Below are 26,711 nucleotides of genomic sequence, written 5' to 3' on the forward strand. Positions count from 1 at the left end.
ACCACTACAGGAGAGACATGGGAGCGCAACTTCGGGTCTACCGGCAGAAGATTCGTTCTGCCCAGACGACCAAGAAGATCACCCGTGCGATGGAGCTGATCGCGGCATCTCGCATCCAGAAGGCGAAGGCGCGGGTCGAAGCCTCGACGCCGTACACCACCGCGATCACCCGCGCGGTTTCCGCCGTCGCCACGCACTCGAATTCCGACCACCCGCTGCTCACCGAGGCTGAGAAGGTCGAGCGCGCAGCGGTCGTCATCTTCACCTCGGATCGCGGCCTCGCCGGCGCCTTCAACTCGCAGGTGCTGCGCGAAGCGGAGGAGCTCAGCGAGCTGCTCCGCAGCGAGGGCAAGGACGTCGTGTACTACCTGATCGGCCGCAAGGCCCAGGGGTACTTCTCGTTCCGCCGTCGTCCCTCCGAGCGCGTCTGGACGGGCGATACCGAGAACCCGACGTTCGAGACGGGCAGCGAAGTCGCCGAGTCGCTGCTCGAGATCTTCGGTCGCCCGGCAGCCGAGGGCGGCGCCCAGGAGATCCACCTCGTCTACAACCGTCTGATCAGCATGGTCAGTCAGGTGCCCCAGGTGCACCGACTGCTGCCCCTGCAGATCGTCGAGGGCGTGGCCGAGGCGACCGATGCCCCGGAGTCGCTCTACGAGTTCGAGCCCGACGCAGACACCGTGCTCGACCGCCTGCTCCCCGCCTACATCGAGTCCCGCGTGTACAACGCCATGCTCGAGTCGGCTGCGGCGAAGCACGCAGCGACGCAGAAGGCGATGAAGTCCGCAAGTGATAACGCCGACTCGCTGATCCGGGATTACACCCGCCTCGCGAACAACGCGCGCCAGGCGGAGATCACCCAGCAGATTTCCGAGATCGTGGGCGGCGCTGACGCGCTGTCCGGTTAATCCAGCACGAAGAGAGAGAATCATGACCGAAACCGCCGCAGTGGCGACTGAGGCCACCAAGGTTGTCGGGCGGATCGCTCGAGTCACCGGCCCCGTCGTCGACATCGAGTTCCCCCACGATGCGATTCCCGACGTCTACAACGCTCTCGAGACGAGCGTCGACTTCGGCGATGGCACCGCTTCTTCGAAGCTCGTGCTCGAGGTCGCCCAGCACCTGGGCGACAACCTCGTCCGCGCGATCGCACTGAAGCCGACGGACGGCCTCGTCCGCGGCCAGGAGGTGTTCGACACCGACGGACCCATCAGCGTCCCCGTCGGCGACATCACCAAGGGCAAGGTCTTCGACGTTGCCGGCAACGTGCTCAACCTGCCCGAGGGCGAGAGCATTGAGGTCACGGAGCGCTGGGGCATCCACCGCACACCGCCGTCCTTCGATCAGCTCGAGTCGAAGACCGAGCTCTTCGAGACGGGCATCAAGTCGATCGACCTGCTGACCCCGTACGTGCAGGGCGGCAAGATCGGCCTGTTCGGCGGTGCCGGCGTTGGCAAGACCGTGCTCATCCAGGAGATGATCCAGCGCGTGGCGCAGGACCACGGCGGCGTCTCGGTGTTCGCCGGCGTCGGCGAGCGCACCCGTGAGGGCAACGACCTCATCCACGAGATGGAGGAGGCGGGCGTCTTCGACAAGACCGCGCTCGTGTTCGGCCAGATGGACGAGCCGCCGGGAACGCGTCTCCGCGTCGCCCTGTCGGCGCTGACCATGGCGGAGTACTTCCGTGATGTGCAGAAGCAGGACGTGCTGCTCTTCATCGACAACATCTTCCGCTTCACGCAGGCCGGTTCCGAGGTGTCGACGCTGCTCGGCCGCATGCCCTCCGCCGTGGGCTACCAGCCGAACCTCGCCGATGAGATGGGCGTGCTCCAGGAGCGCATCACCTCGACCCGCGGACACTCGATCACCTCGCTGCAGGCGATCTACGTTCCCGCGGACGACTACACCGACCCGGCACCGGCGACCACCTTCGCGCACCTCGATGCGACGACGGAGCTGTCGCGCGAGATCGCATCGAAGGGCCTCTACCCCGCGATCGATCCGCTGACCTCGACCTCGCGCATCCTCGATCCCCGCTACTTGGGCGAGGATCACTACCGCGTGGCGACCACGGTCAAGGCGATCTTGCAGAAGAACAAGGAGCTGCAGGAGATCATCGCGATCCTCGGTGTCGACGAGCTCTCCGAAGAGGACAAGATCACCGTGTCGCGCGCACGTCGCATCCAGCAGTTCCTCTCGCAGAACACGTACATGGCGAAGAAGTTCACCGGTGTCGAGGGATCGACGGTTCCCCTCAAGGAGACCATCGAGTCGTTCGACGCGATCGCCAAGGGCGAGTTCGACCACGTCGCGGAGCAGGCGTTCTTCAACGTCGGCGGCATCAGCGACGTCGAGGAGAACTGGGCCAAGATGCAGAAGGATCTGGCCTAACCGATGGCGCTGAACGTGAGCGTCGTCTCGGCCGAGCGGCAGGTCTGGGCGGGTGAGGCCTCCCAGGTCGTCGCGAAGACGGTCGAAGGCGAGATCGGCATCCTCAGCGGCCACGAGCCTCTGCTCGCGCTGCTCGCGAAGGGCGAGGTCCGTGTGACCACGGCCGGGGGCGAGAAGGTCGCCGTCGAGGCGGAGGACGGGTTCCTGTCCGTCGACCACGACACCATCACCATCGTCGCGGGCCGCGCCACCGTCGCGTAGTCCACAGCAGTCACGAAAGGCCGGTCGTGCTCCTCCGGGAGCAGCGATCGGCCTTTCGTCTGCCCACCCCGAAAGGCCGTCATGCTCATCCTGCTCCCTCCGTCCGAGACGAAGCGCCCCGGCGGCTCCGGCGCGTTCGATCCCGCGCGTCTGCGGTTCGCAGCGGAGCTCTCTGAGGGCAGGACGCGCGTGCGGCAGGCGCTCGAGGCGCTGAGCGGCGACGAGGCGGCGGCGGCGAAGGCGCTGAAGCTCGGCGTCAAGAACCGCGGGGAGCTGGCGCACAACCTCCGTCTCGGCGACAGCGGTGTGCTGCCGGCCATCGAGCGGTACACCGGGGTGCTGTACGACGCACTCGACGTCGCGTCGCTCGACGCAGCCGCCCGCGACTGGCTCGACGCGCACGTCGCCGTCCAGTCGGCCCTCTTCGGCACGATCGGAGCCGGAGATGAGATTCCCGCCTACCGGCTCTCGGCGAGTTCTCGCCTGCCCGAGCTCGGCGCTCCGCTGAAGCGGGTGTGGAGCGCCGCGCACACGGCGATCCCCTGGGCGGAGGGCCGCGGCATCGTGCTCGATCTGCGCTCGAAGGATTACGCCGCGCTCGCCCCGCTTCCGGCAGGCGCCGGTTGGTTCGTCAACGTCGCGCAGCGGAGCGCCGACGGTCGGGTGCGCGCGCTGAACCACTTCAACAAAGCGGCGAAGGGCGACCTGGTGCGCCGACTCGCGCAGGCGCAGGCCGAGTTCTGCGACGTCGACGCCCTGCTCGCGTGGGGCGCCGCGGCGGGCCTGGAACTGCATGTGGACCCCGACGCGGAGGCGATCACCCTCGTCACCGAGCTCGGAGCTCCGGGAGACGCGACGTCGCGCCCGTCAGATGCAGGGTAATATGGCTCGGGTGTCGATGAGAGGGAAGCTGTGACGGCTCGCGGAGAGAACGGGGTTCGGCGACGCCTGAACTACCGCGCCGGGGGCGAGCTGGAGCTCGAGCTCTCGTGGTTCGCAGTGACCGATGTCGGCAGGCGCCGGGAGAACAACCAGGACAGCTACGTCACGACGCCGCCGGTCTTCGCGATCGCGGACGGCATGGGCGGGCACTCCGCCGGCGAGATCGCCTCGGCCGCCGTCGTGCGGCGCCTCGCGGAACTCGGCGGCCGAGAGCTCGTGAGCGAGCAGGACATCGACGAGACGCTCAGCGACGCAGTGGACGACATCGAGCTCGACGCGGGCGACACAGAACTCGGAGCCGGCACCACCGTCACGGGCGTCGTGCTCGGCACCGAGGCCGAGCCGACGTGGAAGGTCTTCAACATCGGCGACTCGCGGGTGTACCAGTACTTCAAGGGCGCGCTCAGTCAGATCACGGTCGATCACTCGGTGGTGCAGCACCTCATCGATACCGGCGCGATCACCGAGGAGGAAGCCGAAGTGCACCCGCACGCGAACGTGATCACGCGCGCGGTCGGGTTCAACGAGGCGCCGATCCCCGACTACACGTCGCTCGCCCTCATCCCGGGGCAGCGCATCCTCATCTGCTCCGACGGGCTCACGAAGGAGCTCACCGACGTGGGCATCCAGCACTTCCTCGCGACGGAGCCCACCGCCGAGTCCGCCGCGCGCTCGCTCGTGCGGCACGCGCTCGAGAACGCAGGGCGCGACAACGTGACCGTCGTCGTCATCGACGTGCACGCAGTGGGCGACGTCGTCGACACGGGAAGCCTCGCAGGGTCGGGCATCGAGCTCGTCGAGGCCGGGGGGAGCGCACCGCTCGAGAGCGGCGCGAGTCGAGCTGCGGCGGCCGTCACCGCGTCGCCGCGTTCCGGCCGCGAGGACGCAGATCGGGCGTCCACCGACCGAGAGCAGGTTCCCGGCGCAGACGACGCGTCCGCCGACGGCTTCGCGGACGACCGCTCGGCCGAGTACGACGACCTCGAACCGGTGATCCTCCCCGATGCGCCGCCGACGCCGCGGGCGGAACGCGCCTGATCACAGCCGGCTCGGGCGCGGATGACGCTCGTCACCCGCCCCCGAGCGGCTCCCGCTGCTACGCGCTCGCGGCGGCGAACGACTCCTCGAGCACCTGCATCACGTCGGCGATGAGCTCGTCCGTCATCTTCAGCGACGGCAGGAAGCGGATGGCCTGATTGTGCACGCCGCTGCTGAGCAGCAGCACGCCGCGCTGCGCCGCAGCGTCGATCACCCCGGCCACGAGGTCGGCGTCGGGCTCGAGGGTGCCGGGCTTCGTGACCTCGATGGCGAGCATCGCGCCGCGCCCGCGCACCTCGGCGATCGCGGGAACGCGCTCCTGCAGGGCGCGCAGGCCGCCGCCGAACGCGGCCTCGATGCGCCGCGCCTCGCCGAGCAGGTCGAGCGCGTCGATCTGCTCGAACACGGCGACAGCCGCAGCGCAGGCGACGGGGTTGCCGCCGAAGGTGCCCCCGAGGCCGCCCGGCTGCGACTGGTCCATGATCTCCGCCCTGCCGGTGATCCCGGCGAGGGGCAGGCCACCGGCGATGCCCTTGGCCGAGAGCACGATGTCGGGCTCGACACCGAACTGCTCGATGGAGAAGACGGTGCCGGTGCGCGCCATGCCGGCCTGCACCTCGTCGGCGATGAACACGACGCCGTTCGCGCGGCACCACTCCGCGAGCGCGGGGAGGAAGCCGTCGGCGGGCACGATGAACCCGCCCTCGCCCTGGATGGGCTCCACGACGAGGCACGCGAGATCCTGCGCGCCCGCCTGCTTCTCGAGGAAGGCGATGGTGCGCGCGGCGGCCTCCGCGCCCGAGAGGCCGTCGTGCAGCGGGTACGAGTTCGGCGCCTTGTAGATGTCGCCGACGCGCGGGCCGTAGCCGAGCGCGTAGGGCGCGGCCTTATGGTTCATGCTGCTCGTGAGCAGGGTGCGGCCGTGGTACGCGTGCTCGAGCACGGCGACGCCCGGCCGGCCCGTGAACTTGCGCGCGATCTTCACGCCGTTCTCGACGGCCTCGGCGCCCGAGTTCATGAGCAGCGTCTTGTAGGGCGCGGCGGTCGTCGACCCCGGCACGTGCGCCGCGAGGCGCTCGGCGACCTGCACGTAGGGCTCGTACGGGGTCATCGTGAACAGCGTGTGGGTCACGTTCTGCAGCTGCGCCGTCGCGGCTTCGACCACGCGGGCATCGGTGTGGCCGACCGTGGTGACCCCGATGCCGCCGCAGACGTCGACGATCTGGTTGCCGTCGACGTCGACGAGGATCGAGTCGTGCGCGCGCTCGATGTACACCGGCAGGACGCTGTGCACGCCGGGCGGCACGACCGCGCGGCGCCGCTCGTGGATCTCCTGCGATCGGGGCCCCGGGATCTCGGTGCGCACGAGGCGCTCCTGGGGGATGGAGGATTCGGTGCGGACGGCTGCGGTGCTGATCGCTGAACTCATGCTGCCGATCCTACTCTCGCGCCCCTGCGGGCCGGTTTAGAGTGGGGGCATGAAGGATCTCCACGAGTACCGCGTCGGCATCGAGTGGACGGGCAACCGGGGGAGCGGGACGAGCGGGTACCGCGCGTACGGGCGCGAGCTGCTGATCCGCGCCGACGGCAAGCCGGCGCTCGCGGGTTCGGCCGATCCGACCTTCCACGGAGACCGCGACCGGTGGAACCCCGAGGAGCTGCTCGTCACGGCGCTCGCGCAGTGCCACATGCTGTCGTACCTGCACATGGCGGTGCGCGCCGGCGTCGTCGTGACGGCGTACACCGACGCTGCGACCGGCGCCATGCGGCAGCGGGGGATCGGCGGCGCGTTCGAGGAGGTCGTGCTGCGCCCGCGCGTGGTCGTGGCCGAGGCCGGCATGGTCGAAGCGGCGCGAGCGGCGCATGCGGAGGCCTCGGCGGCGTGCTTCATCGCGAACTCGGTGAACTTCCCGGTGCGCCACGAGCCCGAGATCGTCGTCGCCCCGGCCTCGTGACCGCGCGGAGGCGGATCGGCGGGCCCGGCCCCCGCTTCCCAATACAATGGAGGTCATGGCCAACCCCTCCTCGTTCTTCCTGACGACGCCCATCTTCTACGTCAACGACGCCCCGCACATCGGGCACGCCTACACCGAGGTGGCGGCCGACGTGCTCGCACGGTGGCACCGTCAGGCCGGGGACGACACCTGGTTCCTCACCGGCACCGACGAGCACGGCCAGAAGATCCTGCGCACCGCGACGGCGAACGGCGTCGCCCCGAAGGAGTGGGCCGATCGACTCGTCGAGTCGGCGTGGAAGCCGCTGCTTGACCTGATCGACATCTCCAACGACGACTTCATCCGCACGACGGACGAGCGCCACGAGTCGGGCGTCGCGAAGTTCCTGCAGAAGCTGCACGACGACGGCCACGTCTACGCGGGCGAGTTCGAGGCGCTCTACTGCGTCGGGTGCGAGGAGTTCAAGCCGAAGAGCGAGATCGTGGACGGGGCGGGGGAGTTCGCGGGCCAGAAGGTGTGCGCGATCCACTCGAAGCCGCTGGAGCTGCTGCAGGAGAAGAACTACTTCTTCAAGATGAGCGCGTTCCAGGATCGGCTGCTCGCCCTCTACGAGGAGCGGCCCGATTTCGTGCAGCCGGCCAGCGCGCGCAACGAGGTCGTCGTCTTCGTGCAGCAGGGGCTCGAAGACCTGTCGATCTCCCGCACCTCGTTCGACTGGGGCATCCCGATCCCGTGGGACTCCTCGCACGTCACCTACGTGTGGTTCGACGCCCTGCTGAACTACGTCACCGCGATCGGCTACGGGCAGGACGACGAGGAGTTCGCGCGGCGCTGGCCCGCGAACCATCTGGTCGGCAAGGACATCCTGCGCTTCCACGCCGTGATCTGGCCGGCGATGCTGATGGCCGCCGGGCTCGAGGTGCCGAAGCACGTCTTCGCGCACGGCTGGCTGCTCGTCGGCGGCGAGAAGATGTCGAAGTCGAAGCTCACCGGAATCGCGCCGAACGAGATCACGGACACCTTCGGCTCCGATGCGTTCCGCTACTACTTCATGCGCGCGATCTCGTTCGGCCACGACGGTTCGTTCAGCTGGGAGGACCTCGCGGCGCGCTACCAGGCCGAGCTCGCGAACGGCTTCGGCAACCTCGCGAGCCGGGTGCTCGCGATGAACGCGAAGTACTTCGGATCGCAGGTGCCCGAGGCGGGCGACGAGTCCGACGCTGATGCGGCGATCCGCGAGCTGGCGGCCTCTGCGGCGGCGCGGGCCGACGCGCACATCGAGGCGTTCGCGATCCACGAGGCGATCGCGGCGATCTGGGAGCTCGTCGATGCCCTGAACGGGTACATCACGGAGCAGGAGCCGTGGGCGCTCGCGAAGGACCCCGAGCAGCGGCCGCGGCTCGGCACGGTGCTCTACACCGCGACGGAGGGGCTGCGCGTGCTCGCGGAGCTGCTCGCCCCCGTCGTGCCCGTCGCCACGGGCAAGCTGTGGGCCGCGCTCGGCGCGGAGGCGACGCTCGGCGCGCTCGACGAGCAGCCGATCCGCGACGCGGCCGTCTGGGGCAAGCTCGCGCCGGGCACCGAGCAGCAGGCGCTCGCCGTGCTCTTCCCCCGGATCGAGACCGACGAGACGAGCAAGTGAGCGGGGCCGCGCCGGAGGTGCCCGCCGGAGGACTGCGCAAGCGCGCCGGGTCCTCGGGGCGCGATCTCTCGCGCCCCGAGGCGCCCGAACCGCTTCCGCATCCCCTCTACGACAATCACACCCATCTCGAGTTCGAGGACGGTGTGGATCAGCTCGACCCCCTCGATTCGCTCGCGCGAGCCGAGGCGGTCGGGGTGCGCGGCGTCGTGCAGGTGGGCACCGACCTCGAGACGAGCCGGTGGAGTGCGCAGCTGGCGGCCAGCGACCCGCGTGTGCTCGCCGCGGTTGCGCTGCACCCGAATGAGGCGCCGCTCGTGGCCGAGCAGGGGCTGCTGCACGAGCAGCTCTCGGAGATCGCGCGGCTCGCGGCGCAACCCCGCGTCCGCGCCATCGGGGAGACCGGGCTCGACTTCTTCCGCACCGGCGAGGAGGGCCGCGGAGCTCAGATCGAATCGTTCGAGGCGCACATCGAGATCGCCAAGGCGCACGGCATCGCGCTGCAGATCCACGACCGCGACGCGCACGACGAGGTGGTGTCGACGCTGCTGCGCGTCGGCGCGCCCGAGCGCACCGTGTTCCACTGCTTCTCGGGGGACGTCAGGCTCGCGAAGATCTGCAACGAGCGCGGCTGGTACCTGTCGGTGGCGGGGCCGTCGACGTTCAAGAACGCTCCGAAGCTGCGCGAGGCGATCGCGATCGCGAAGCCCGAGCTGCTGCTCGTGGAGACCGACGCTCCGTTCCTCACCCCCGAGCCCTTCCGGGGCCGCCCGAACGCGCCCTACCTGATGCCGTACACGGTGCGGCGCCTCGCCGACACGCTGGGTCGCCCGCTCGACGAGGTGTGTGCGCTGCTCGGGGCGAACACCGAGCGCGTCTACGGGTCGTGGGAGCCCGAGCCGGAAGCGGTCGACGCGTGAACGACGCGGCTCGCGAGACGAGCGCGCTGCTCGGGCCCGCGCAGGTGCGCGAGCTCGCCGAACGGCTCGGCGTCTCGCCGACGAAGAAGCTCGGGCAGAACTTCGTGATCGACCCGAACACCGTGCGCAAGATCGTGCGCCTCGCCGATGTGCGCCGCGGCGAATGCGTCGTCGAGGTCGGCCCGGGTCTGGGGTCGCTGACCCTCGGCCTCACCGAGGCGGGAGCCGCCGTCACCGCGGTCGAGATCGACCACCGCCTCGCCGCCGAGCTTCCCGCCACGGTCGCCGCGCTGCAGCCCGACGTCTTCGCAGACGCGGGCAGCCCGCGCCTGCGCGTGGTGCGCAGCGACGCGCTCGAGGTGACCGGCGACGACTTCACGGCGGGCGGTGCGCCGACGCTGCTCGTCGCGAACCTTCCCTACAACGTCTCGGTGCCGATCCTCATGCACCTGCTCGAGCTGCTCCGCGAGCTGCGGGGAGGCCTCGTGATGGTGCAGGCGGAGGTGGGCCACCGCATCGCCGCGCGGTCGGGGTCGAAGGAGTACGGCTCGCCGAGCGCGAAGGCGGCCTGGTACGGCCGGTGGAGCATCGCGGGCACCGTCAGCCGCAAGATCTTCTGGCCCGTGCCCGGCGTCGACTCGGTGCTGGTGCGCTACGAGCGGCGCGAGTCGCCGCTCGGCACCGAGCCGGAGCGACGCCTGACCTTCGATGTCGTGGGCGCGGCGTTCGCCCAGCGGCGGAAGATGCTGCGGCAGGCGCTGCAGCCGGTGCTCGGAGCGTTCGATCGCACGGTCGGCATCATCGCCGACGCCGGGGTGAACCCCGAGGCGCGGGCGGAGCAGCTGACGATCGACGAGTTCCTCGCGATCGCGCGCGCTGCGGCTCGGGTCACGGATCCCGCGGCGTAAGCCCGCGCGAGAGGGCGTGGAGCAGCTCGGTGAACCGCACGATGTCGCCGACCGTCCACCGGCCCATCGCGTCGCGCAGCTCGTGCTCCTTCTCGCCGCGGGTCACCGCGAGGCGGTGGGCGCCGAATTCGCTCAGGGAGATGCGCATCGAGCGGCCATCGCACGGGTCGGGGGAGCGGTCGATGAGCCCCCGCTCGTCGAGCTCGCGGATCGTACGGCTCATCTGGCCCTTGTCGGTCAGCAGGATCTCGGTGAGCTCGGAGAGCGTGGCGCTGCCGATCCGCGAGATCGTGGTGAGCACCTTGTACGCCCCGGGAAGCATGCCCGCGCTCACCTGCGATGCATTGGCCATCGCCGAGCGGCGGAACTGGGTGAAGATGTGCTCGAACTCCCGCTCGAGCGCTTCGAAGGCCCGGGATCGGGAGTCGCCGCCGGGCGACCCCGCCGGGCCGGCCGCTGCCGCCGGGCCGTCCGATCCCGCCGATCCCGCCGCCTCCGCGGGGAGTCCGGCGGGATCGGCGGACGGAGCGGGATCGACCGGACCCCGATCGGGCTGAGCAGGCACGTCGCTACCTCCTCGACGACCGATTCGGCTCTTCGTCGTCGATCACGGGGATGCCGCCCGTCGCGGTCAGCACGCCCATGCCCTCGGAGGTCGACACCGTCGCGAGATCGGCCTCCGCGGCCTGCGCGCGCTCGGTGTTCGTCATCTGCGTGAGGGGCGCGTTCGGGAGGAACACGATCGCGATGAGGCTGATCACGGCGAACGGCACGGCGATCAGGAACGAATGGGAGATGCCCTGCGCATACACGTCCTCGATGATCACGCGAACCGCCTCGGGCAGCTTCGAGACCTCGGGGAGCGCGCCCGACTGGAGCTGCTCCGCGACTGCGAGGCCCTCCTTGCCGAGCGACCGCAGGGCGGCGGTCATCTTCGCCGTGATGGACTCCGAGCCCATCAGGTCGGCGACCTTCGTCGCGAGTGCCGCGCCCATCACGGAGACGCCGATGGTGCCGCCCAGGCTGCGGAAGAACGTGACGCCCGAGCTGGAGACGCCGATCTGCGAGGGCTCCGTGGTGTTCTGCACGACGAGCACGAGGTTCTGCATGGTCATGCCGACGCCTGCGCCGAGCAGGAACATGTAGAGGGAGACGAGGGCGAAGTTGGTGTCGTAGTGGATGGTCGAGAGCATCGTCGACCCGGCGATGAGCAGCACGCCGCCGACGATCAGGTACGGCTTCCACTTGCCGTACTTCGTGATGAGGCCGCCCACGCCGATGGATGCGAGCAGCAGCCCGGCGATCATCGGGATCGTCATGATGCCGGCCTGGGTCGGGGTGGCGCCGCGCGAGAGCTGCATGTACTGGCTGAGGAACACCGAGGAGCCGAACATCGCGATGCCGGTCGCGATCGATGCGACGACCGCGAGCGTGAAGGTGCGGCTGCGGAACAGCGTCAGCGGGATGAGCGGCTCCTTCGACCGCAGCTCGACGATGATGAAGAGCACCGTGGCGACGATCGCGCCGCCGACCATGAGCACGGTGGTGAGGCTCCACCAGTCGTAGTCCTTGCCGGCGTTGGTGATCCAGATGAGCAGCAGCGAGACGGCGGCGGAGAGCAGCACGATGCCGAAGTAGTCGATGCTCGTCTGCTTCTTGGGGCGCTTCGGCAGGTGGAGCGTCTTCTGCACGATGAACAGGGCCGCCACGGCGAACGGGAGGGCGACGAAGAAGTTCCAGCGCCAGTTGATGGAGTCGGTGATGACGCCGCCGAGCAGGGGCCCGCCGACCGTCGAGAGCGCCATGACGGCGCCGAAGAGGCCCATGTAGCGGCCGCGCTCGCGCGGACTGATGATGTCGGCCATGATGACCTGGCTGAGGGCCGCGAGCCCGCCGGCGCCGACGCCCTGCACGGCGCGGAACGCGATCATGGTGCCGGGATCCTGTGAGAACCCGGCCGCAGCGGTTGCGAGCACGAACACGCCGATCGCGAGCTGGAAGAGCAGCTTGCGGTTGAAGAGGTCGGAGAGCTTGCCCCAGATCGGGGTCGAGATCGCGGTGGTGAGGAGGGTGGCCGTGACGACCCACGTGTACGCGGCCTGGTCGCCCTCGAGGTCGTGGATGATGACGGGCAGCGAGCTCGACACCACGGTCGAGGCCAGCATCGACACGAACATGCCGAGGAGGAGGCCCGAGAGCGCCTCGAGCACTTGGCGATGGGTCATCTTCGGGGGATGCGACGGAGCGGATGCGGAAAGGGACATGAACACCTGATTCTGTGGGCTGACGGGCGGCATCGGGCGCGGAGCGGGGCGCCGGATGCGGCAGAGGCGTCGGTTGATGCAAGTCAACTGTTGACGGAGATCAACTATAGCACTTGGTTGACGGGTGTCAACTAACGAACGCCTGTTGCGGATCCGTCGGATCGAGGGGATCGCTTGCGCTAGCGTAGGACCATGGGTAGGAGCCGAGGGGGCCCGGTCACGGTGCGCGCACCCGGGAAGATCAATGTGTTTTTCCGCGTCGGAGCGCTGCAATCCGACGGGTATCACGACGTCGCCTCGCTCTACCAGGCCGTCTCGCTGTTCGAAGAGGTCACCGCCGTCGACGCCGACGACTTCTCGATCCGATTCGTCGGCCCCGTCGACGCCTCGGCCCTGCCCCTCGACGACTCCAACCTCGCCATCGCGGCCGCGAAGCTGCTCGCCGAGCGCACCGGCTGCAGCCGAGGGGTGTCTCTGACCGTGCTCAAGCGCGTGCCCATCGCGGGCGGCATGGGCGGAGGCTCGGCCGACGCCGCCGCGACGCTCGTCGCCTGCGACGAGCTGTGGGGCACCGGGCTCGGCCGCGCCGGCCTGCTGCCGCTCGCCGCAGAGCTGGGCGCCGACGTGCCATTCGCGCTCGAAGGCGGCACCGCCGTCGGCACGGGCCGCGGGGACGAGCTCAGCCCCGCGCTCGCGCAGGGCGACTTCCACTGGGTGCTCGCGCTCTCCGACTCCGGCCTCAGCACCCCGGTGGTCTACCGCACGCTCGACGAGCACCGGGACCGTCACGCGAGCGCGCTCGGCCCGCAGCCCGACCTCGTGAAGGTGGAGACCGCCGTGCTGCAGGCGGTGCGCGTGGGCGACGCGGATTCGCTCGCCGACGCCATGCACAACGACCTCCAGGTCGCCGCCCTGAAACTCGCGCCCGAGCTGACCGAGATCCTCGAACTCGGGGAGTCGCGCGGCGCGCTCGCGGGAATCGTGTCGGGCTCCGGGCCCACCATCGCGTTCCTCGTGGGCACACCGCAGGAAGCGGCGGAGGTGCGCACGGTGCTCGGTCGGCGCGGCTTCCGCGCGCTGACCGTGTCGGGGCCCGTTCCGGGAGCGCGCGTCATCTGAGCGCCGACGCCCGCCGCCGCGCGTTTCGGGCGCGGCGGGAATACGGGCGGATCGCCCGACGCTGCACTGGGCGTGAGTGAAACGACGCCTGCGGACACCACGATCCGCGTCGACATCTGGTCGGACATCGCCTGCCCCTGGTGCTACCTCGGCAAGCACCGCTTCGAAGCCGGCGTGCGCGCCTTCCGCGAGCGCCACCCCGACGTCGCGGTCGAGACGCAGAGCCACAGCTTCGAGCTCGCCCCCGACACGCCGCTCGACTTCTCGGGGAGCGAGGTCGACTTCCTCGTGCGCCACAAGGGCATGCCGGCGGAGCAGGTCGAGCAGATGCTCGGGCAGATGACCGCACTCGGCGCCGCCGAGGGCGTCGAGTTCCGCTTCGACGAGGTGCGGCACGCGAATACGCAGCGCGCCCACCGCCTGCTGCACCTCGCCCGCGAGCGCGGTGTGCAGACGGAGGTGCTGGAGCGCCTGTTCCGCGCCTACTTCGCGGAGGGCGAGGATCTGTCGAGCGCCGACGCGCTCGCGCGGCTCGGCGCCGAGGCGGGTCTGGACTCGGCGGAGGCGCGGGCCGCGCTCGACGACGACGCCTACGGCGAAGCGGTGCAGCGCGACATCGTGCGCGCCCGGCAGCTCGGCATCAGCGGCGTCCCCTTCTTCCTGCTCGACGAGCAGTACGGCGTCTCGGGCGCGCAATCGGCCGACGCCTTCGAGAACGTGCTCGAGCAGGTGCTCGGGTTCCGCCGCGGCGACGCGCCGGCGAGCGCCGTCTAGACTCGACCCACGACGAAGGAGCACCCCATGACCGAGCAGAACCGAGCCGAGACCGCCGACAGCGCGCTGAGCAGCGGGAGCGCGACGAGCGCCGTCAGCGCCGATGCCGCGGCCGCCCCGACGGTCGCCGAGCCGACGGCCGCGTACGCGGGCCTCGACGGCGCCGCCTCCTTCGCCGACGCCGAATCGCGGGAGATCATGAACCTGCTCGGCGACGGCGGATCCTGCTGCGGCGGATCCTGCTGCGCGGCCTGAAGCGGCCCCTGCCCGTGCGATGAGCGGCAGCGCCTGAAGCGCGGGCGGGCCGTGCGCCCGCGCCGGTGAGACATTCGGCCTCGGTGAGACCGGATCGGGGGAGCACGTCTCACGCACGCCGAATCTCCGACGCACCGCGCCGGGCCGAGTACGCTTGAGGGGATATGGCGCATCTACTGGGAGCCGAGGCCCTGCACCTCGAAGTACCGACCAAGACCGTGTTCGACTCGGTGACGCTCGGCGTCGGCGAGGGCGATCGGATCGGCATCGTCGGCCGCAACGGCGACGGCAAGTCGAGTCTGCTGATGATGCTCGCCGGGCGACGCGAACCCGACGCGGGCAAGGTGACGATGCGCGGCGGAACGACGATCGGAGTGCTCGACCAGGCGGACGCGTTCGACGCCGGCGCGACGGTCGGGCGCACCGTCGTCGGCGACCGCGAGGAGTACGAGTGGGCCGGCGACCCGCAGGCGCGCGAGGTGATCGCGGGCCTGGTCTCCGATCTCGACTGGGACGCGCCGCTCGACGCCCTCTCCGGCGGGCAGCGCCGCCGCGTCGCGCTCGCCCGGCTGCTCGTGCAGCAGTACGACATCCTCTTCCTCGACGAGCCCACGAACCACCTCGACGTCGAGGGCATCGCCTGGCTCGCCGACCACCTGAAGCGGCGCTGGCCCCGCGGGCAGGGCGCGCTGCTCGTCGTCACCCACGACCGGTGGTTCCTCGACGAGGTGTGCAACACGACGTGGGAGGTGCACGACCGCATCGTCGAGCCGTTCGAGGGCGGGTACGCCGCCTACATCCTGCAGCGCGTCGAGCGCGACCGTCAGGCGGCGACCATCGAGCAGAAGCGGCAGAACCTTGCCCGCAAGGAGCTCGCCTGGCTGCGTCGCGGCGCGCCGGCGCGAACGTCGAAGCCGAAGTTCCGCATCGACGCGGCGAACGAGCTGATCGCCGACGTGCCCGAGATCCGGGATCGCGTGTCGCTGCAGTCCATGGCCGTCGCGCGCCTCGGCAAAGAGGTGGTGAACCTCGTCGAAGCGGGGGTCGCGTACGACGGCAGGGTGATCCTCGACGGCGTCGACTGGCTGCTCGCGCCGGGCGAGCGCACGGGCATCCTGGGCGTGAACGGGGCGGGCAAGTCGACGCTCCTGGGCCTCATCTCGGGTGCGGTCGAGCCCACCTCGGGTCGGGTGAAGCGCGGCAAGACGGTGCAGGTCGCCACGCTCACGCAGCGCCTCGACGAGCTCGAGGAGCACCTGCAGGATCCGGTGCGCACGGTGATCGCCGGCCTGCGCACGAGTTTCACGGTCGGCAGCGGATCGAAGGCGCAGGAGCTCACGCCCGGGCAGCTGCTCGAGCGCATGGGGTTCACGAGCGCGCAGCTGTCGACGCCCGTGAAAGATCTCTCGGGCGGCCAGAAGCGCCGGCTGCAGCTGCTGCTGATCCTGCTCGACCAGCCGAACGTGCTGATCCTCGACGAGCCGACCAACGACCTCGACACCGACATGCTGGCCGCGATGGAGGACCTGCTCGACTCGTGGCCGGGCACGCTCATCGTGGTGTCGCACGACCGGTACTTCCTGGAGCGCGTCACCGATCAGCAGTACGCGATCCTCGGCCGCCGCCTGCGGCATCTGCCGGGCGGGGTCGATCAGTACCTCGAGCTGCGCGCCGCCGAGGAATCGGGCGCTCCCGCCGTGCCGGCTCCGGCGCCTGCGACCTCCGCGGGCGGGGCGACCACCGCGGGCGGGGCGTCTGCCGGGGGCGGTGCGGATCACGGGTCGGCCGGGCGCTCGTCCGCGCTGAGCGGCGCCGAGCGGCGCGCGACCGAGAAGGAGCTCGCAGCCGTCGAGCGCAAGATGGAGCGCCTCCAGCGCGATGCCGAGCAGGCGCGCACGGGCCTCGCATCCAAGGATCAGAGCGACTACACCGCGCTGAACGCGGAGATGACCAAGATCACCGCGCTCGAGGACGAGGTCGCGGCGCTCGAGGAGCGCTGGCTGGAGCTCTCCGCCGAGTTGGAGTAGCACCGGGCGCCGCGTGCCGCACAATGGAAAGATGCACGATCCGCGCTGGCTCCAGCTCATCGAACGCGTGCGCGCGGGTACACCGCGGCTCCTCGACGACTTCCTCGCCGAACTGCGCACGCACGACGGCTATGTGGGCGACGCGGTGGCCGCCGAAGACATCGAGCGCACGGCGCGCGGTGCCTTCGCTCTCTTCGCAGCGCGTCTCGCGGGTGACGCCGGCGCGGAGGAGCCGTCGGCGTTCGCGGAGGCCCTGGGCCGGCGCAGGGCGCGCCAGGGGGTGCGCGTCGAGCGCTTCATGGAGGCCGTGCGCATCAACTTCCGGGTGCTGTGGCGCGGTCTCGAGCGCGCCGCCCGCCCCGACCTGACCGATGCGCTGCTCGCGCACGGCGAGCAGGTGCTCGACGTCGTCGAGCGCTACGCGACCGAGGTGCAGCGGGCCTTCCTCGCGGAGTCCGCATCGATGGCGCAGCAGCATCGCACGGCGAAGGAGCGCGCCCGCTCCCGGCTCTTCTCCGGTCAGGCGGAGGGCGAGGAGCTCGCCGCGATCGCCGAGATGCTGCGGCTCGGCCCCGATGCCGAGTACGAGATGCTCGCGACCGCCCACGACGTGGAGCGCCTCGTGAGCGAGGTGGTGAGCTCGGGCGGGCAGTACTTCGACGACGGCGACACGACGATGCTGCTGCGGCCGCGGCGCGGCCCCGTCGACTGGGTCGACGCCGACGACCGGCTCTCGGGCGGGTACGTGTCGCGCGTGCCGGGGCTCGCACTCGTGGGGCGGGCCGCGGCGCTCGCCGTCGATCTCGCGGAGCGCGCCGCCGCGGGCTCGGTCTGCCGGCTGCGCGACGGGTTCGCCTCGATCGCGCGCGAGACGATGCTCGAACGCGTCGACGGCTTCGCGCACGAGCTCGTCGGGGCGTTCGAGGCCGCGCCCGCGGGCGAGCGCGAGCGTCTCGCCGTCACGGTGCGCACCTTCATCAGGACGGGATCGATGCAGCGCACGGCGGAGGAGCTCTTCTTCCACCGCAACACCGTGCTCAAGCGGCTGCGGGCGTTCGAAGATCTGAGCGGGCTCGACGTGACCGTGCCGCGCGACGCGGCGATCGCGATGGTGATGCTCGACCTGTGACCGGCCGGCGAGTGTCCGATTGCACACGGAGCGGCGGCAAGCGGGGGCGATCCGACACGGATCGCGGCGCGCCCCCGCCCTAGCCTCGAAGGCATGCGGGATCACCCGCGCCCGGCCGCCTCGGCGCCGCCGGGTGAGCACACGGAATCGGAGGCACCCATGATCTCGGACACGCAGGCGCAGCGCATTCTCGACGCCGTCGACGTGGCATTCGACGAGCAGCTGCGCGCGACGGCGGACCTCGTCGCCGCGCCGTCGCTGCGCGCGGACGAGGAGACCGCGCAGGATCTCGTCGAGGCGCGCATGGCGGCGCTCGGCCTGGAGATCGATCGGTGGACGATCGGGTCGCCCGAGCTCGAGGCGCACCCGGGCTACGGCCCGTCAACGGTCGACTACTCGCGGATGACCAATGTGGTCGGCACCTTCACCCCGGAGCGCGTGGAGGGCCGGTCGCTCATTCTGAACGGGCACATCGACGTCGTGCCCGAGGGGCCCGAGACGCAGTGGTCGCGCTCCCCGTGGGACGCCGAGGTGCGGGACGGCTGGATGTACGGCCGCGGCGCGGGCGACATGAAGGCGGGCCTCGTCGCGAACCTGTTCGCCTTCGACGCGCTGCGCCGCGCGGGCCTCGCGCCGACCGCTCGGGTGCACCTGCAGTCGGTGGTCGAGGAGGAGTGCACGGGCAACGGGTCGCTCGCGGCGCTGCTGCGCGGCTACGAGGCCGAGGCCGTCATCATCTCGGAGCCCGAGGAGGACGCGCTCGTGCGGGCGAACGTCGGGGTGCTGTGGTGCACGATCCGCGTGAGCGGGGAGCCCACGCATCCGCGCGAGATGGCGAGCGGCTTCAACGCGATCGATGCGGCCTACGCGGTGATCGGCGCGCTGCGGGGTCTGGAGCGGGAGTGGAACGCGGAGCGGGATCGCCACCGCTTCTTCGAGGATCTGGATCACCCCATCAACTTCAACATCGGCGGGATCTCGGGCGGCGACTGGCCGTCGAGCGTGCCTGCGTGGTGCGAGCTGCGGCTGCGCGTGGCGCTCTACCCCGGCATGACCGCCGCCGAGGCGCACGCGGCCGTCGAGGACTGCGTGCGAGCGGCGGCGTCGGGTTCGGCGGAGCGGCGCCCGTTCGACGTGCGGGTCACCCCCGACGGGTTCTACGCGGAGGGCTACGTGCTCGAACCCGGCGGCGAGGCCGAGGCGGTGCTCGAGCGCACGCATCGCGCCGCGTTCGGGCGCGATCTCACGAGCTTCACCACGCCCGGCTACCTCGACGGCCGCGTCTTCGTGAACTACGGCAACACGCCCACGCTCGTCTACGGCCCGGTCTCCGAGAACATCCACGGATTCGACGAGCGCGTGAGCGTCGAGTCGGTGCGGCGCTGCACGCAGTCGATGGCGCTCTTCATCGCCGAGTGGTGCGGCGTGACCGAGATCGGGTGAACCGCGGGGGCGGGTGTCGGCGGCACTCGGTAGCCTGGGGTGAACGCATGCGCGAGCCGCGAGCAGGCGGGCGCGCCCCCGAGACCCCGCGAAAGGAACCCACATGCCCTACCGAGTGCAAGGCGTCGTCGTTCGAGAGCAGAACGCCCCGGTCTCCATCGAGACGGTGATCGTACCCGACCCGGGCCCGGGGGAGGCGGTCGTCGACATCCTGACGAGCGGCGTGTGCCACACCGATCTGCACTACAAGCTCGGCGGCATCAGCGACGAGTTCCCCTTCCTGCTGGGTCATGAGGCCACGGGCCGCGTGGCGGCGGTGGGCGAGGGCGTCACCGAGGTCGCCGTGGGCGACCGCGTGATCCTGAACTGGCGCGCCGTCTGCGGGCAGTGCCGCGCCTGCGCCAAGGGCCAGCCGCAGTACTGCTTCGACACCCACAACGCGCGGCAGAAGATGACGCTGGAGGACGGCACGGAGCTGTCGCCGGCGCTCGGCATCGGCGCGTTCATCGAGAAGACGCTCGTCGCCGCCGGCCAGTGCACGAAGATCGACGAGGAATCGGACGCGGCCGCCGTCGGCCTGCTCGGCTGCGGGGTGATGGCGGGCATCGGCGCCGCGATCAACACCGGAGGCGTGCAGCGCGGCGAGTCGGTCGCGGTGATCGGCTGCGGCGGTGTCGGCACCGCCGCCATCGCGGGAGCGCAGCTGGCGGGGGCGACCACGATCATCGCGGTCGACATCGACGACGCGAAGCTCGAGCAGGCGAAGCGCTTCGGGGCCACGCACACGGTGAACTCGCGCTCAGACGATCCGGTCGAGGCGATTCGCGCGCTCACCGACGGCTTCGGAGCCGACGTGGTGATCGACGCGGTCGGCCGTCCCGAGACCTACACGCAGGCCTTCTACGCGCGCGACCTCGCGGGCCGCGTCGTGCTCGTCGGCGTGCCCACGCCCGAGATGCAGCTCCAGCTGCCGCTGCTCGACGTGTTCGGGCGGGGCGGATCGCTGAAGTCGTCGTGGTACGGCGACTGCCTGCCGAGCCGCGACTTCTCGATGCTCATCGACCAGTACCGGCTCGGCCGCCTCGATCTCGACGGCTTCGTCACGGAGCGCATCGGGCTGGGCGACGTGGAGGCCGCGTTCGACCGCATGCACGAGGGCACCGTGCTCCGCTCGGTGGTGGTGCTCTGATGGCCGCGCGCATCGAGCGCCTCGTCACGAGCGGCACGTTCTCGCTCGACGGCGGCACATGGGAGGTCGACAACAACGTGTGGATCGTCGGCGACGACGACGAGGTGATCGTCATCGATCCCGCGCACAGCGCCGCCGAGGTGTCGGAGGCCGTCGGCGGCCGGCGCACCGTCGCGATTCTGCTCACCCACGGGCACGACGATCACATTCGAGCCGCGCGCGAGACCGCCGAGCGTCTGGGAGCGCCGCTCCACCTGCACCCGGCGGACGCGATGCTCTGGGAGACCGTGCACGAGACCGCTCCCGACGCGGAGATCGCGGAGGGCGACGCGTTCTCCGTCGCCGGCGTGGAGCTGACGGCGCTGCACACGCCGGGGCACTCGCCCGGATCGACCTCGTTCTCGGCGCCCGGCCTCGGCGCGGTCTTCACCGGCGACACCCTCTTCCAGGGCGGCCCCGGCGCCACCGGCCGCTCGTTCAGCGACTTCCCGCTCATCATCGAGTCCATCCGGGGCAAGCTGCTGACGCTGCCCGCGGAGACGGTCGTGTACACGGGCCACGGCGACACGACGACCATCGGCGACGAGGCGCCGCACCTCGAGGAGTGGATCGCTCGGGGGCACTAGCACGCGGTGCGTGACGGGGTGTGACGCACACCGTCGCGCGCTGCGCGCCCGGTGTGGTGGACTCTCGACATGAGCATTCCCCGCCTCCTCGACCACATCGTCATCGCCGGCCCCGACCTGCCCGAACTCGTGGACTGGTTCGCCCGGCGCACCGGCGTCACCGCAGCCCCGGGCGGCGCGCACCCGACCGGAACCGCGAATGCGCTCGTCGCCCTCACCGTGGCCGGCGCGCGGGGTCCGCAGTACATCGAGCTGATCGGGCCGGATCCGGATCGCGACGACGCGGCGCTCCCCACCACGTTCGGCATCGACGCGCTCGACGGCCCCAGCGTGCAGGCGTACGCGGTGCACCCCGTCGACATCGACGCCGTCGTCGCTCGGGCCCGCGCGCACGGATTCGATCCCGGTGACGTCTGGGGGCTGTCGCGGCGCACCCCGGCCGGGGACCTCCTCGAGTGGCGGCTGACCGGGGCGGCCGCGGATCGCCTCGACGTGCCGTTCCTGATCGACTGGGGCACGACGCCTCAGCCGGGCACCGGTGACCTGCCCGTCATCGAGCTCGTCTCGTTCGTGCGCGAGGAGACCGACCCCGCGGCGCTGCAGCACGCGCTCGACGCACTCGGCCTCGGCGACGGGGCGGCCGGCCTCGTCGCGGGGCCGCGAGCCCGCTATCGCCTGGCACTGCGCCGCGCCGACGGCGGCGTCGTCGAGTTCTGAGGGGCGAAGCGGTGACCGACTTCCACGACGTCTACCTCGACTACCAGCTACGAGCGCGGACCCCGCCGGAACCTCCGGCCGACGGGCCCTCGCGCTTCGACGGTGCGGGGGAGGAGGCCCGCGCGCGGCTCTCGCGGTCGGTGCACGCCCTGCAGCCCGAACTCGAGGCGCTGGCGGCCCGGCTCTTCGCGGCGCCCGAGATCGGGTTCGCCGAGCACCGCTCGGTGCGAGCCGTCGCCGACGTGCTGCAGGAGCACGGCATCGACGCCGAGGTGGGCGTCCACGGCCTCGATACGGCGCTCCGGGCCAGTATCGGCACGGGAGCGGGGCCGCACTTCGCGATCCTCGCCGAGTACGATGCGCTGCCCGGCATCGGGCACGCGTGCGGCCACAACCTCATCGCCGCCATCGCCGTCGGCGCGTTCCTCGGCGCAGCGCCGATCGTGCGCGACCTCGGCGGCACGCTCACGCTGCTCGGCACGCCGGCGGAGGAGAACGGCGGCGGCAAGGAGCTTCTGCTGCGCGCCGGCGTGTTCGACGAGGTGCACGCGGCCGCGATGGTGCACCCGGCGGCGGGATCGCGCGTCTCCCCGATCTGGGGGGAGCGCACCACCGGGGTGCGCCGGGTGGCCGTGACCTACCGGGGGCGCGCTGCGCACGCCGCCGGCGAGCCCTGGCTCGGCGTCAACGCGCTCGACGCGGTCGTCACCGCCTACCAGTCGGTGGCGCAGCTGCGCCAGCACATCCTCCCGATCGACCGGGTGCACGGGATCATCACGGACGGCGGCGCCGCGCCCAACATCGTGCCCGAGCGGGCGGCGGCGCTCTTCTACGTGCGATCAGGCGAGATCGATACCCTCCGGGTGCTCACCGAGCGCGTCGTCGATGCGCTGGAGGGCGCTGCGCGAGCGACCGGCACGACCGCCGAGATCGAGGTGGACCCGGTGCCGCCGTACCTGCCGCTCGAGCCGAACGTCGAACTCATGCGCTGCTGGGCCGGTGCGCTCGGCGACCGCGGGCGGGCGACCCCGCCGCCGCCGGCCGTGCCCGCGCAGGCCGGCCCCTCCACCGACATGGGGAACGTGACGCAGTTCATCCCCGCGATCCATCCGTCGATCGGCCTGGGCGGGCCCGACGACGTGCACCCGCACCACGCCGCCTTCGCCGAGTGGACGGTGCAGCCGGCGGCGTTCGCGGCGATGGGCGATGCGGCGGCCGCCCTCGGCGCGGTGGCCGTCGACTATCTCGCCGACGCCGAGCTGCGCGCCGCGGTCGACGCCGAGTTCGCGGCGCGCGGCGGGCGGTACCGCTGGGAGGGATGAGGCGCGGCTCAGCGGCGCAGGCGCTGCGCGACCTCGTCGAGCACGCGATCGGGGGATCCGGCGGCGTCGTAGACTGCGACGAGTACGCGGGTCTCCTCCTGCGGGCCGTCGCCGCCGTCGAGCCAGCGCCGGTACAGGCCCGTCAGATCGCGCAGATCGCGGGTCAGCGCCGACGCGGCATCGTCGACGCGCCCCCGCAGCCAGGCCCGCAGCGCCGCATTGTGGGCGGCGACGAGCGATGCGCCGAGGGTGGACGCGACCCAGGCCGGCGTTCCCGTCTGCTGCACCGCTCGGATGTAGCGCGTGAACACCCGCTCGTAGCGGTGCGTGATCACGAGTTCGCGATCGCGGAGCGCGGGCGTGACGCGCATGAGTTCGAAGCGCAGGCGCGCCGCCTCCGGGTCTCTGAGGAGCAGGCGCAGCACGTCGGTGGTCGCGCTCACGAGCGCCTCCGCCGGCGCGAGGGGAGTGCCGTCGAGCGCGGCCTCCAGCCGGGCGAGCGCGAGGTCGTGATCCGCGAAGACGACGTCGTCCTTGCTGCCGAACCTGCGGAAGAACGTGCTGCGGCTCATCCCGACCGCCGCTGCGAGGGCCTCGGCGGTGGTCGCCTCGTAGCCGCGCTCCGCGAGATGGCGGATCGCGGCGGTCGAGCTCTCGGGCGGGGGTGCGGAGGCGCGCGCTGACATGCACCGAAACTAGCACAGCACCCACGAATTGGGACGCGGTTCCACCGCTCCCGGCGAGTCAGCGAGCCGCACGGCGACACGGGCGCGCCGTGGATCGCTTGACGTGACACCGCGTGTCAGGCATGCTCGGTGCAGATGCGGCGGCGCGGGCCCGCCGCGGGGAGGAACCGATGTCGAGGTCCAAGATCGTCAGCCAGGGAACCGCCGAGCCCGAGTACGCGCTCTGGGAGCCGCTGGACCCCGATGTGGCCGGAGTCTTCCGGGGCGTTTCCCGCGAGGATCTCGCCTACCGCGACCGCGCCCGATCCTTCGTGCAGGAGGAGGTGCGCCCGGTGATCGCGGGGATCTGGGATCGCGCCGAGTACCCGCTCGAACTCGCCCGCCGCCTCGGCGAACTCGACCTGCTGCGCGACGGCATCGACGTGCCGGGGTTCCCCGAGCAGAGCCTGCTGGCCGCCAGCCTCACGATGATGGAGCTCGCGCGCGGCGACGGATCGATCGCCACGATCGTCGGCGTGCAGGGCGGCCTCGCGCTGCGCTCGATCGCCCTCTGCGGCTCCGCAGCGCAGCACGAGCGGTGGTTCGAGCCGCTGGCGCGCGGCACCGAGCTCGGCGCGTTCGCACTCACCGAGCCGACGCACGGATCCGACTCCGTGAGCCTCGAGACGAGCGCCGTGCGCGACGGCGACGAGTACGTGATCAGCGGTCACAAGAAGTGGATCGGGTCGGGCAGCGTCGGCGAGGTCTCGGTGGTCTGGGCCCGCGGCGACGACGGCCAGGTGCAGGGGTTCCTCGTGCCGCAGAGCGCGGAGGGCTACCGGGCGACGACGATCGAGGGCAAGGTCTCGCTGCGGGCCATCTGGCAGGCGCACATCGAGCTCGACGGCGTGCGCGTCCCCGCGAGCGCGCGCATGCCGGGGGCCAACAGCTTCGCAGACACGGCCCGGGTGCTGCAGGCGACCCGGCTCGGCGTCGCGTGGTCGGCGCTCGGGCACGCGATCGCCGTGTACGAGTCCGCCGTGCACTACGCGCGTCAGCGAGTGCAGTTCGGGCGCCCGCTCGCGGCGTCGCAGATCGTGCAGGCGCGTCTCGCCGAGATGCTGAGCGCGCTCACCTCGCTGCAGACGCTGCTCATGCAGCTCACGCGGGCCGAGGAGCGCGGGGAGCTCTCGGGGCCGGGCGCCTCCCTCGGCAAGTACACCGCGACGCGCACCGCGCGCGATCTCGCCCGCAACGCGCGCGACCTGCTCGGCGGCAACGGCATCCTGCTCGAGAACCGAGTGGCGCGGCACTTCGCCGACATCGAGGCCCTGCACACCTACGAGGGCACGGAGACCGTTCAGGCGCTCATCATCGGTCGCGACATCACCGGGCTCTCAGCGTTCGCGTGACCCCCGGGGCTCACGGCTCAGGCGCCTGAGGGCTCCGCGTCCGTGCCGAGGGCCCCCGACTCGAGCGCGAGCCAGAGGAGCGCGCGATCGGTCGGGGCGTCGACTCGCACATCGAGATCCCGCTCGGCGGCGTCGAGGCGGCTGCGCAGCGTCTGGCGGTGCACGCCCAGCCGGCCCGCGGCGCGCTCGATCGCCCCGTTGACCGCGAGATAGGCGCGCAGGGCGGCGCGCGCGCGCTCCGCGCGGCCCGGATCGAGCAGATCGAGGCGCCGCCGCCATTCGGCGAACACCGGTGCGGGTTGCGCGGCGTCGATCGCCGCGCCCCAGGCCTCGCGCCGGGTCAGGTCATCGTACGAGAGCGTGACGGCTCCGCGATCGCGCGTGCCGCGGTGGGCGCGCGCCGCCTCCGTTCGCAGCCGGGGGAGGGCTCCCGCCGGCCCGGTGCGGCTGATGCCGGCGCGCCAGCTCGCGAGGTTGCCGGTCTCGTTCCCGAGGAACCGCTCCACGACGGGCTGCACATCCCGCTGATCGGCCCCCGCGAGCACGACGACGAACTCCGAGCCGAACGTGCAGAGCAGCGGCACCACGGTGAGCTCGGCGCCGCTCCAGGCGTTCGCGAGGTGGGCCTTGAGCAGCAGACCCGCAGCGGGATCCTTCGCGCTGCGCACCTCCGGGTCGGGAGAGGGGGCGAGATGCACGACGGTGCACCGGGGGCTCGACCCGAGCAGGAGCTCGAACAGTCGGGCCTCGTCGTCGAGTCGCCCGGAGAGGGCGTCGGCGAGCACCCGCTCGCGAAACGAGACCGCCATGAGCTCACCGGCTTCAGTATCGCGCTCGCCGCCGATGAACAGCGCGATCGACCCGATCATGCCCTGCTCCAGCGGCGTGTAGCGTCGCATCCGGGTCACCGCGATCGGCCCGCCGGCGGTGCTGGCGATGTGCACGAACCGGGAGCCCAGGGAGACGCTCGACGACCGCCGGCCCGAGGCGGCGTGCCGGGAGAGCTCGCCCGCGATGGCGTCGAGTTCGCCCTCGCCGAGGCCCGTTCCGACGGCGACCGGTTCGCCGCTGCGGTCGTGTCGCACGACGGCCGCGTCGAGTTCGGCGGCGAGCGTCTCGAGCGCTTCGGCGTCGAGCGCCTCGCCCGTCGTCGCGGCGAGGCGCTGCTGCACGTCGAGGAGGCGCTGCACCTGGCTCAGCTGCGACTCGGCGATGCGGGCGGAGACGTGCTCGGCGATGGCGATGTACGGGATGTCGAGCGGGACCCGGAGCAGCGGCACCCCGTGCGCTGCGGCCGCGACGAGCCAGGCATCGGGGATCTCCTGCACGGTGAGCCCCACCCCGAACCCGACGCCGGCGACGCCGTGGTCGCGCAGCCGGCGGAACAGCTCGTCGAGCGATTCCGGGGTGCGTTCGACGAGGCCGGTCGTCAGCAGCAGCACGCCGCGGGTGAGCCAGGGGCTCGGATCGGTGACCTCGGCGACGTGCACCCAGGTGACGGCTCGGCTCAGCCATTCGTGGCCGACGACGCAGGTGAGATCGAGCTCGCGCGCGGAGACGAGATCGGCGAGCGTCGGGTGGGGAGCCGGGCGGCGAGCGGGCATGGGTCCTCCTGCGCCGGGGCGCCGGCACTCGCGAATCACTGTCAGGGTGAGTTTACCTGCCGATATTCGCGCTGAGCGCGATTGCGTCCGGTTCTCCCGGCCACGATGCTG

General features: G+C 71.4%; 25 protein-coding genes. 20 read left to right on the forward strand and 5 right to left on the reverse strand.

The window, feature by feature from the left end; genetic code table 11:
- Positions 1-17 precede the first annotated feature (17 nt).
- The 5 genes from BLT44_RS08415 to BLT44_RS08435 all read left to right on the forward strand — a co-directional run bounded on the left by BLT44_RS08415 (position 18) and on the right by BLT44_RS08435 (position 4,632).
- Positions 18-908, forward strand: a complete 891-nt coding sequence (locus tag BLT44_RS08415; RefSeq protein WP_010157570.1) for a F0F1 ATP synthase subunit gamma — start codon at positions 18-20, stop codon at positions 906-908.
- A 22-nt stretch (positions 909-930) separates the two neighbouring features.
- A complete protein-coding gene (gene atpD, locus BLT44_RS08420; protein WP_010157569.1) occupies positions 931-2,391 on the forward strand; it encodes a F0F1 ATP synthase subunit beta in 1,461 nt (486 codons plus the stop codon).
- A 3-nt stretch (positions 2,392-2,394) separates the two neighbouring features.
- Positions 2,395-2,652 carry a F0F1 ATP synthase subunit epsilon gene (locus tag BLT44_RS08425; RefSeq protein ID WP_010157568.1) on the forward strand — a complete coding sequence of 86 codons (258 nt, stop codon included), beginning with the start codon at positions 2,395-2,397 and terminating at the stop codon, positions 2,650-2,652.
- Positions 2,653-2,733: 81 nt separating this feature from the next.
- On the forward strand, positions 2,734-3,534 hold the full coding sequence (locus BLT44_RS08430; protein WP_010157567.1) for a YaaA family protein: 801 nt from the start codon (positions 2,734-2,736) through the stop codon (positions 3,532-3,534).
- A 30-nt stretch (positions 3,535-3,564) separates the two neighbouring features.
- Positions 3,565-4,632, forward strand: coding sequence for a PP2C family protein-serine/threonine phosphatase (locus tag BLT44_RS08435; protein ID WP_010157565.1), 1,068 nt, complete (start codon positions 3,565-3,567; stop codon positions 4,630-4,632).
- Positions 4,633-4,690: 58 nt separating this feature from the next.
- On the opposite strand, the gene BLT44_RS08440 is transcribed toward BLT44_RS08435, so the two are convergent.
- Positions 4,691-6,061: an aminotransferase class III-fold pyridoxal phosphate-dependent enzyme gene (locus BLT44_RS08440; RefSeq protein ID WP_010157564.1), complete on the reverse strand. Its 1,371-nt coding sequence runs from the start codon at positions 6,059-6,061 to the stop codon at positions 4,691-4,693.
- A gap of 49 nt (positions 6,062-6,110) precedes the next feature.
- Between BLT44_RS08440 and BLT44_RS08445 the strand changes: the two genes are divergently transcribed.
- Genes BLT44_RS08445 through rsmA form a run of 4 tightly spaced genes read left to right on the forward strand, consistent with a single transcriptional unit; the run spans position 6,111 to position 10,054 of the window.
- Positions 6,111-6,587 (forward strand): OsmC family protein, encoded by a 477-nt coding sequence (locus BLT44_RS08445; RefSeq protein ID WP_010157563.1) that lies wholly within the window; start codon positions 6,111-6,113, stop codon positions 6,585-6,587.
- A 55-nt stretch (positions 6,588-6,642) separates the two neighbouring features.
- Complete coding sequence (gene metG, locus BLT44_RS08450; protein ID WP_010157562.1) at positions 6,643-8,229, forward strand: methionine--tRNA ligase; 1,587 nt, start codon at positions 6,643-6,645, stop codon at positions 8,227-8,229.
- Entirely contained in the window at positions 8,226-9,146 is a 921-nt protein-coding gene (locus BLT44_RS08455) for a TatD family hydrolase (protein WP_010157561.1), read from the forward strand. Before metG ends, BLT44_RS08455 begins: the two co-directional genes overlap by 4 nt.
- Positions 9,143-10,054, forward strand: coding sequence for a 16S rRNA (adenine(1518)-N(6)/adenine(1519)-N(6))-dimethyltransferase RsmA (rsmA, locus tag BLT44_RS08460; RefSeq protein ID WP_010157560.1), 912 nt, complete (start codon positions 9,143-9,145; stop codon positions 10,052-10,054). Before BLT44_RS08455 ends, rsmA begins: the two co-directional genes overlap by 4 nt.
- Here rsmA and BLT44_RS15900 read toward each other — a convergent pair.
- Positions 10,035-10,619, reverse strand: a complete 585-nt coding sequence (locus BLT44_RS15900; protein WP_010157559.1) for a MarR family winged helix-turn-helix transcriptional regulator — start codon at positions 10,617-10,619, stop codon at positions 10,035-10,037. The genes rsmA and BLT44_RS15900 overlap by 20 nt on opposite strands.
- 4 nt (positions 10,620-10,623) lie before the next feature.
- Positions 10,624-12,279 (reverse strand): MDR family MFS transporter, encoded by a 1,656-nt coding sequence (locus BLT44_RS08470; protein WP_040504994.1) that lies wholly within the window; start codon positions 12,277-12,279, stop codon positions 10,624-10,626.
- 231 nt (positions 12,280-12,510) lie between these two features.
- Between BLT44_RS08470 and BLT44_RS08475 the strand changes: the two genes are divergently transcribed.
- From BLT44_RS08475 to BLT44_RS08520, 10 genes are all read left to right on the forward strand, one after another.
- On the forward strand, positions 12,511-13,437 hold the full coding sequence (locus BLT44_RS08475; RefSeq protein WP_029608374.1) for a 4-(cytidine 5'-diphospho)-2-C-methyl-D-erythritol kinase: 927 nt from the start codon (positions 12,511-12,513) through the stop codon (positions 13,435-13,437).
- A gap of 72 nt (positions 13,438-13,509) precedes the next feature.
- On the forward strand, positions 13,510-14,211 hold the full coding sequence (locus BLT44_RS08480) for a DsbA family oxidoreductase (protein WP_010157556.1): 702 nt from the start codon (positions 13,510-13,512) through the stop codon (positions 14,209-14,211).
- Between the two features lie 27 nt (positions 14,212-14,238).
- Positions 14,239-14,466 carry a hypothetical protein gene (locus BLT44_RS08485; RefSeq protein ID WP_010157554.1) on the forward strand — a complete coding sequence of 76 codons (228 nt, stop codon included), beginning with the start codon at positions 14,239-14,241 and terminating at the stop codon, positions 14,464-14,466.
- Between the two features lie 164 nt (positions 14,467-14,630).
- Positions 14,631-16,493 (forward strand): ABC-F family ATP-binding cassette domain-containing protein, encoded by a 1,863-nt coding sequence (locus tag BLT44_RS08490; RefSeq protein ID WP_010157552.1) that lies wholly within the window; start codon positions 14,631-14,633, stop codon positions 16,491-16,493.
- A 31-nt stretch (positions 16,494-16,524) separates the two neighbouring features.
- Positions 16,525-17,622, forward strand: a complete 1,098-nt coding sequence (locus BLT44_RS08495; protein ID WP_010157551.1) for an RsbRD N-terminal domain-containing protein — start codon at positions 16,525-16,527, stop codon at positions 17,620-17,622.
- A 159-nt stretch (positions 17,623-17,781) separates the two neighbouring features.
- Entirely contained in the window at positions 17,782-19,065 is a 1,284-nt protein-coding gene (locus BLT44_RS08500) for an ArgE/DapE family deacylase (protein WP_010157550.1), read from the forward strand.
- A 103-nt stretch (positions 19,066-19,168) separates the two neighbouring features.
- Positions 19,169-20,254 carry an S-(hydroxymethyl)mycothiol dehydrogenase gene (locus tag BLT44_RS08505; protein ID WP_010157549.1) on the forward strand — a complete coding sequence of 362 codons (1,086 nt, stop codon included), beginning with the start codon at positions 19,169-19,171 and terminating at the stop codon, positions 20,252-20,254.
- A complete protein-coding gene (locus BLT44_RS08510; RefSeq protein WP_010157548.1) occupies positions 20,254-20,880 on the forward strand; it encodes an MBL fold metallo-hydrolase in 627 nt (208 codons plus the stop codon). The genes BLT44_RS08505 and BLT44_RS08510 overlap by 1 nt, the downstream gene beginning before the upstream one ends.
- A gap of 69 nt (positions 20,881-20,949) precedes the next feature.
- Positions 20,950-21,597: a VOC family protein gene (locus BLT44_RS08515; RefSeq protein ID WP_010157547.1), complete on the forward strand. Its 648-nt coding sequence runs from the start codon at positions 20,950-20,952 to the stop codon at positions 21,595-21,597.
- An 11-nt stretch (positions 21,598-21,608) separates the two neighbouring features.
- On the forward strand, positions 21,609-22,919 hold the full coding sequence (locus BLT44_RS08520) for an amidohydrolase (RefSeq protein WP_010157546.1): 1,311 nt from the start codon (positions 21,609-21,611) through the stop codon (positions 22,917-22,919).
- Between the two features lie 8 nt (positions 22,920-22,927).
- Here the strand turns inward: BLT44_RS08520 and BLT44_RS08525 are convergent, their stop codons facing one another.
- Positions 22,928-23,605: a TetR/AcrR family transcriptional regulator gene (locus BLT44_RS08525; RefSeq protein ID WP_010157545.1), complete on the reverse strand. Its 678-nt coding sequence runs from the start codon at positions 23,603-23,605 to the stop codon at positions 22,928-22,930.
- Between the two features lie 170 nt (positions 23,606-23,775).
- On the opposite strand from BLT44_RS08525, the gene BLT44_RS08530 reads away from it, so the two are divergent.
- Complete coding sequence (locus BLT44_RS08530; protein WP_010157544.1) at positions 23,776-24,996, forward strand: acyl-CoA dehydrogenase family protein; 1,221 nt, start codon at positions 23,776-23,778, stop codon at positions 24,994-24,996.
- A gap of 17 nt (positions 24,997-25,013) precedes the next feature.
- On the opposite strand, the gene BLT44_RS08535 is transcribed toward BLT44_RS08530, so the two are convergent.
- Positions 25,014-26,600, reverse strand: a complete 1,587-nt coding sequence (locus BLT44_RS08535; protein ID WP_010157543.1) for a PucR family transcriptional regulator — start codon at positions 26,598-26,600, stop codon at positions 25,014-25,016.
- Positions 26,601-26,711 lie beyond the last annotated feature (111 nt).

Origin of the sequence: Leucobacter chromiiresistens (assembly GCF_900102345.1) — a bacterium.
Taxonomy (GTDB): Bacteria; Actinomycetota; Actinomycetes; order Actinomycetales; family Microbacteriaceae; genus Leucobacter; species Leucobacter chromiiresistens.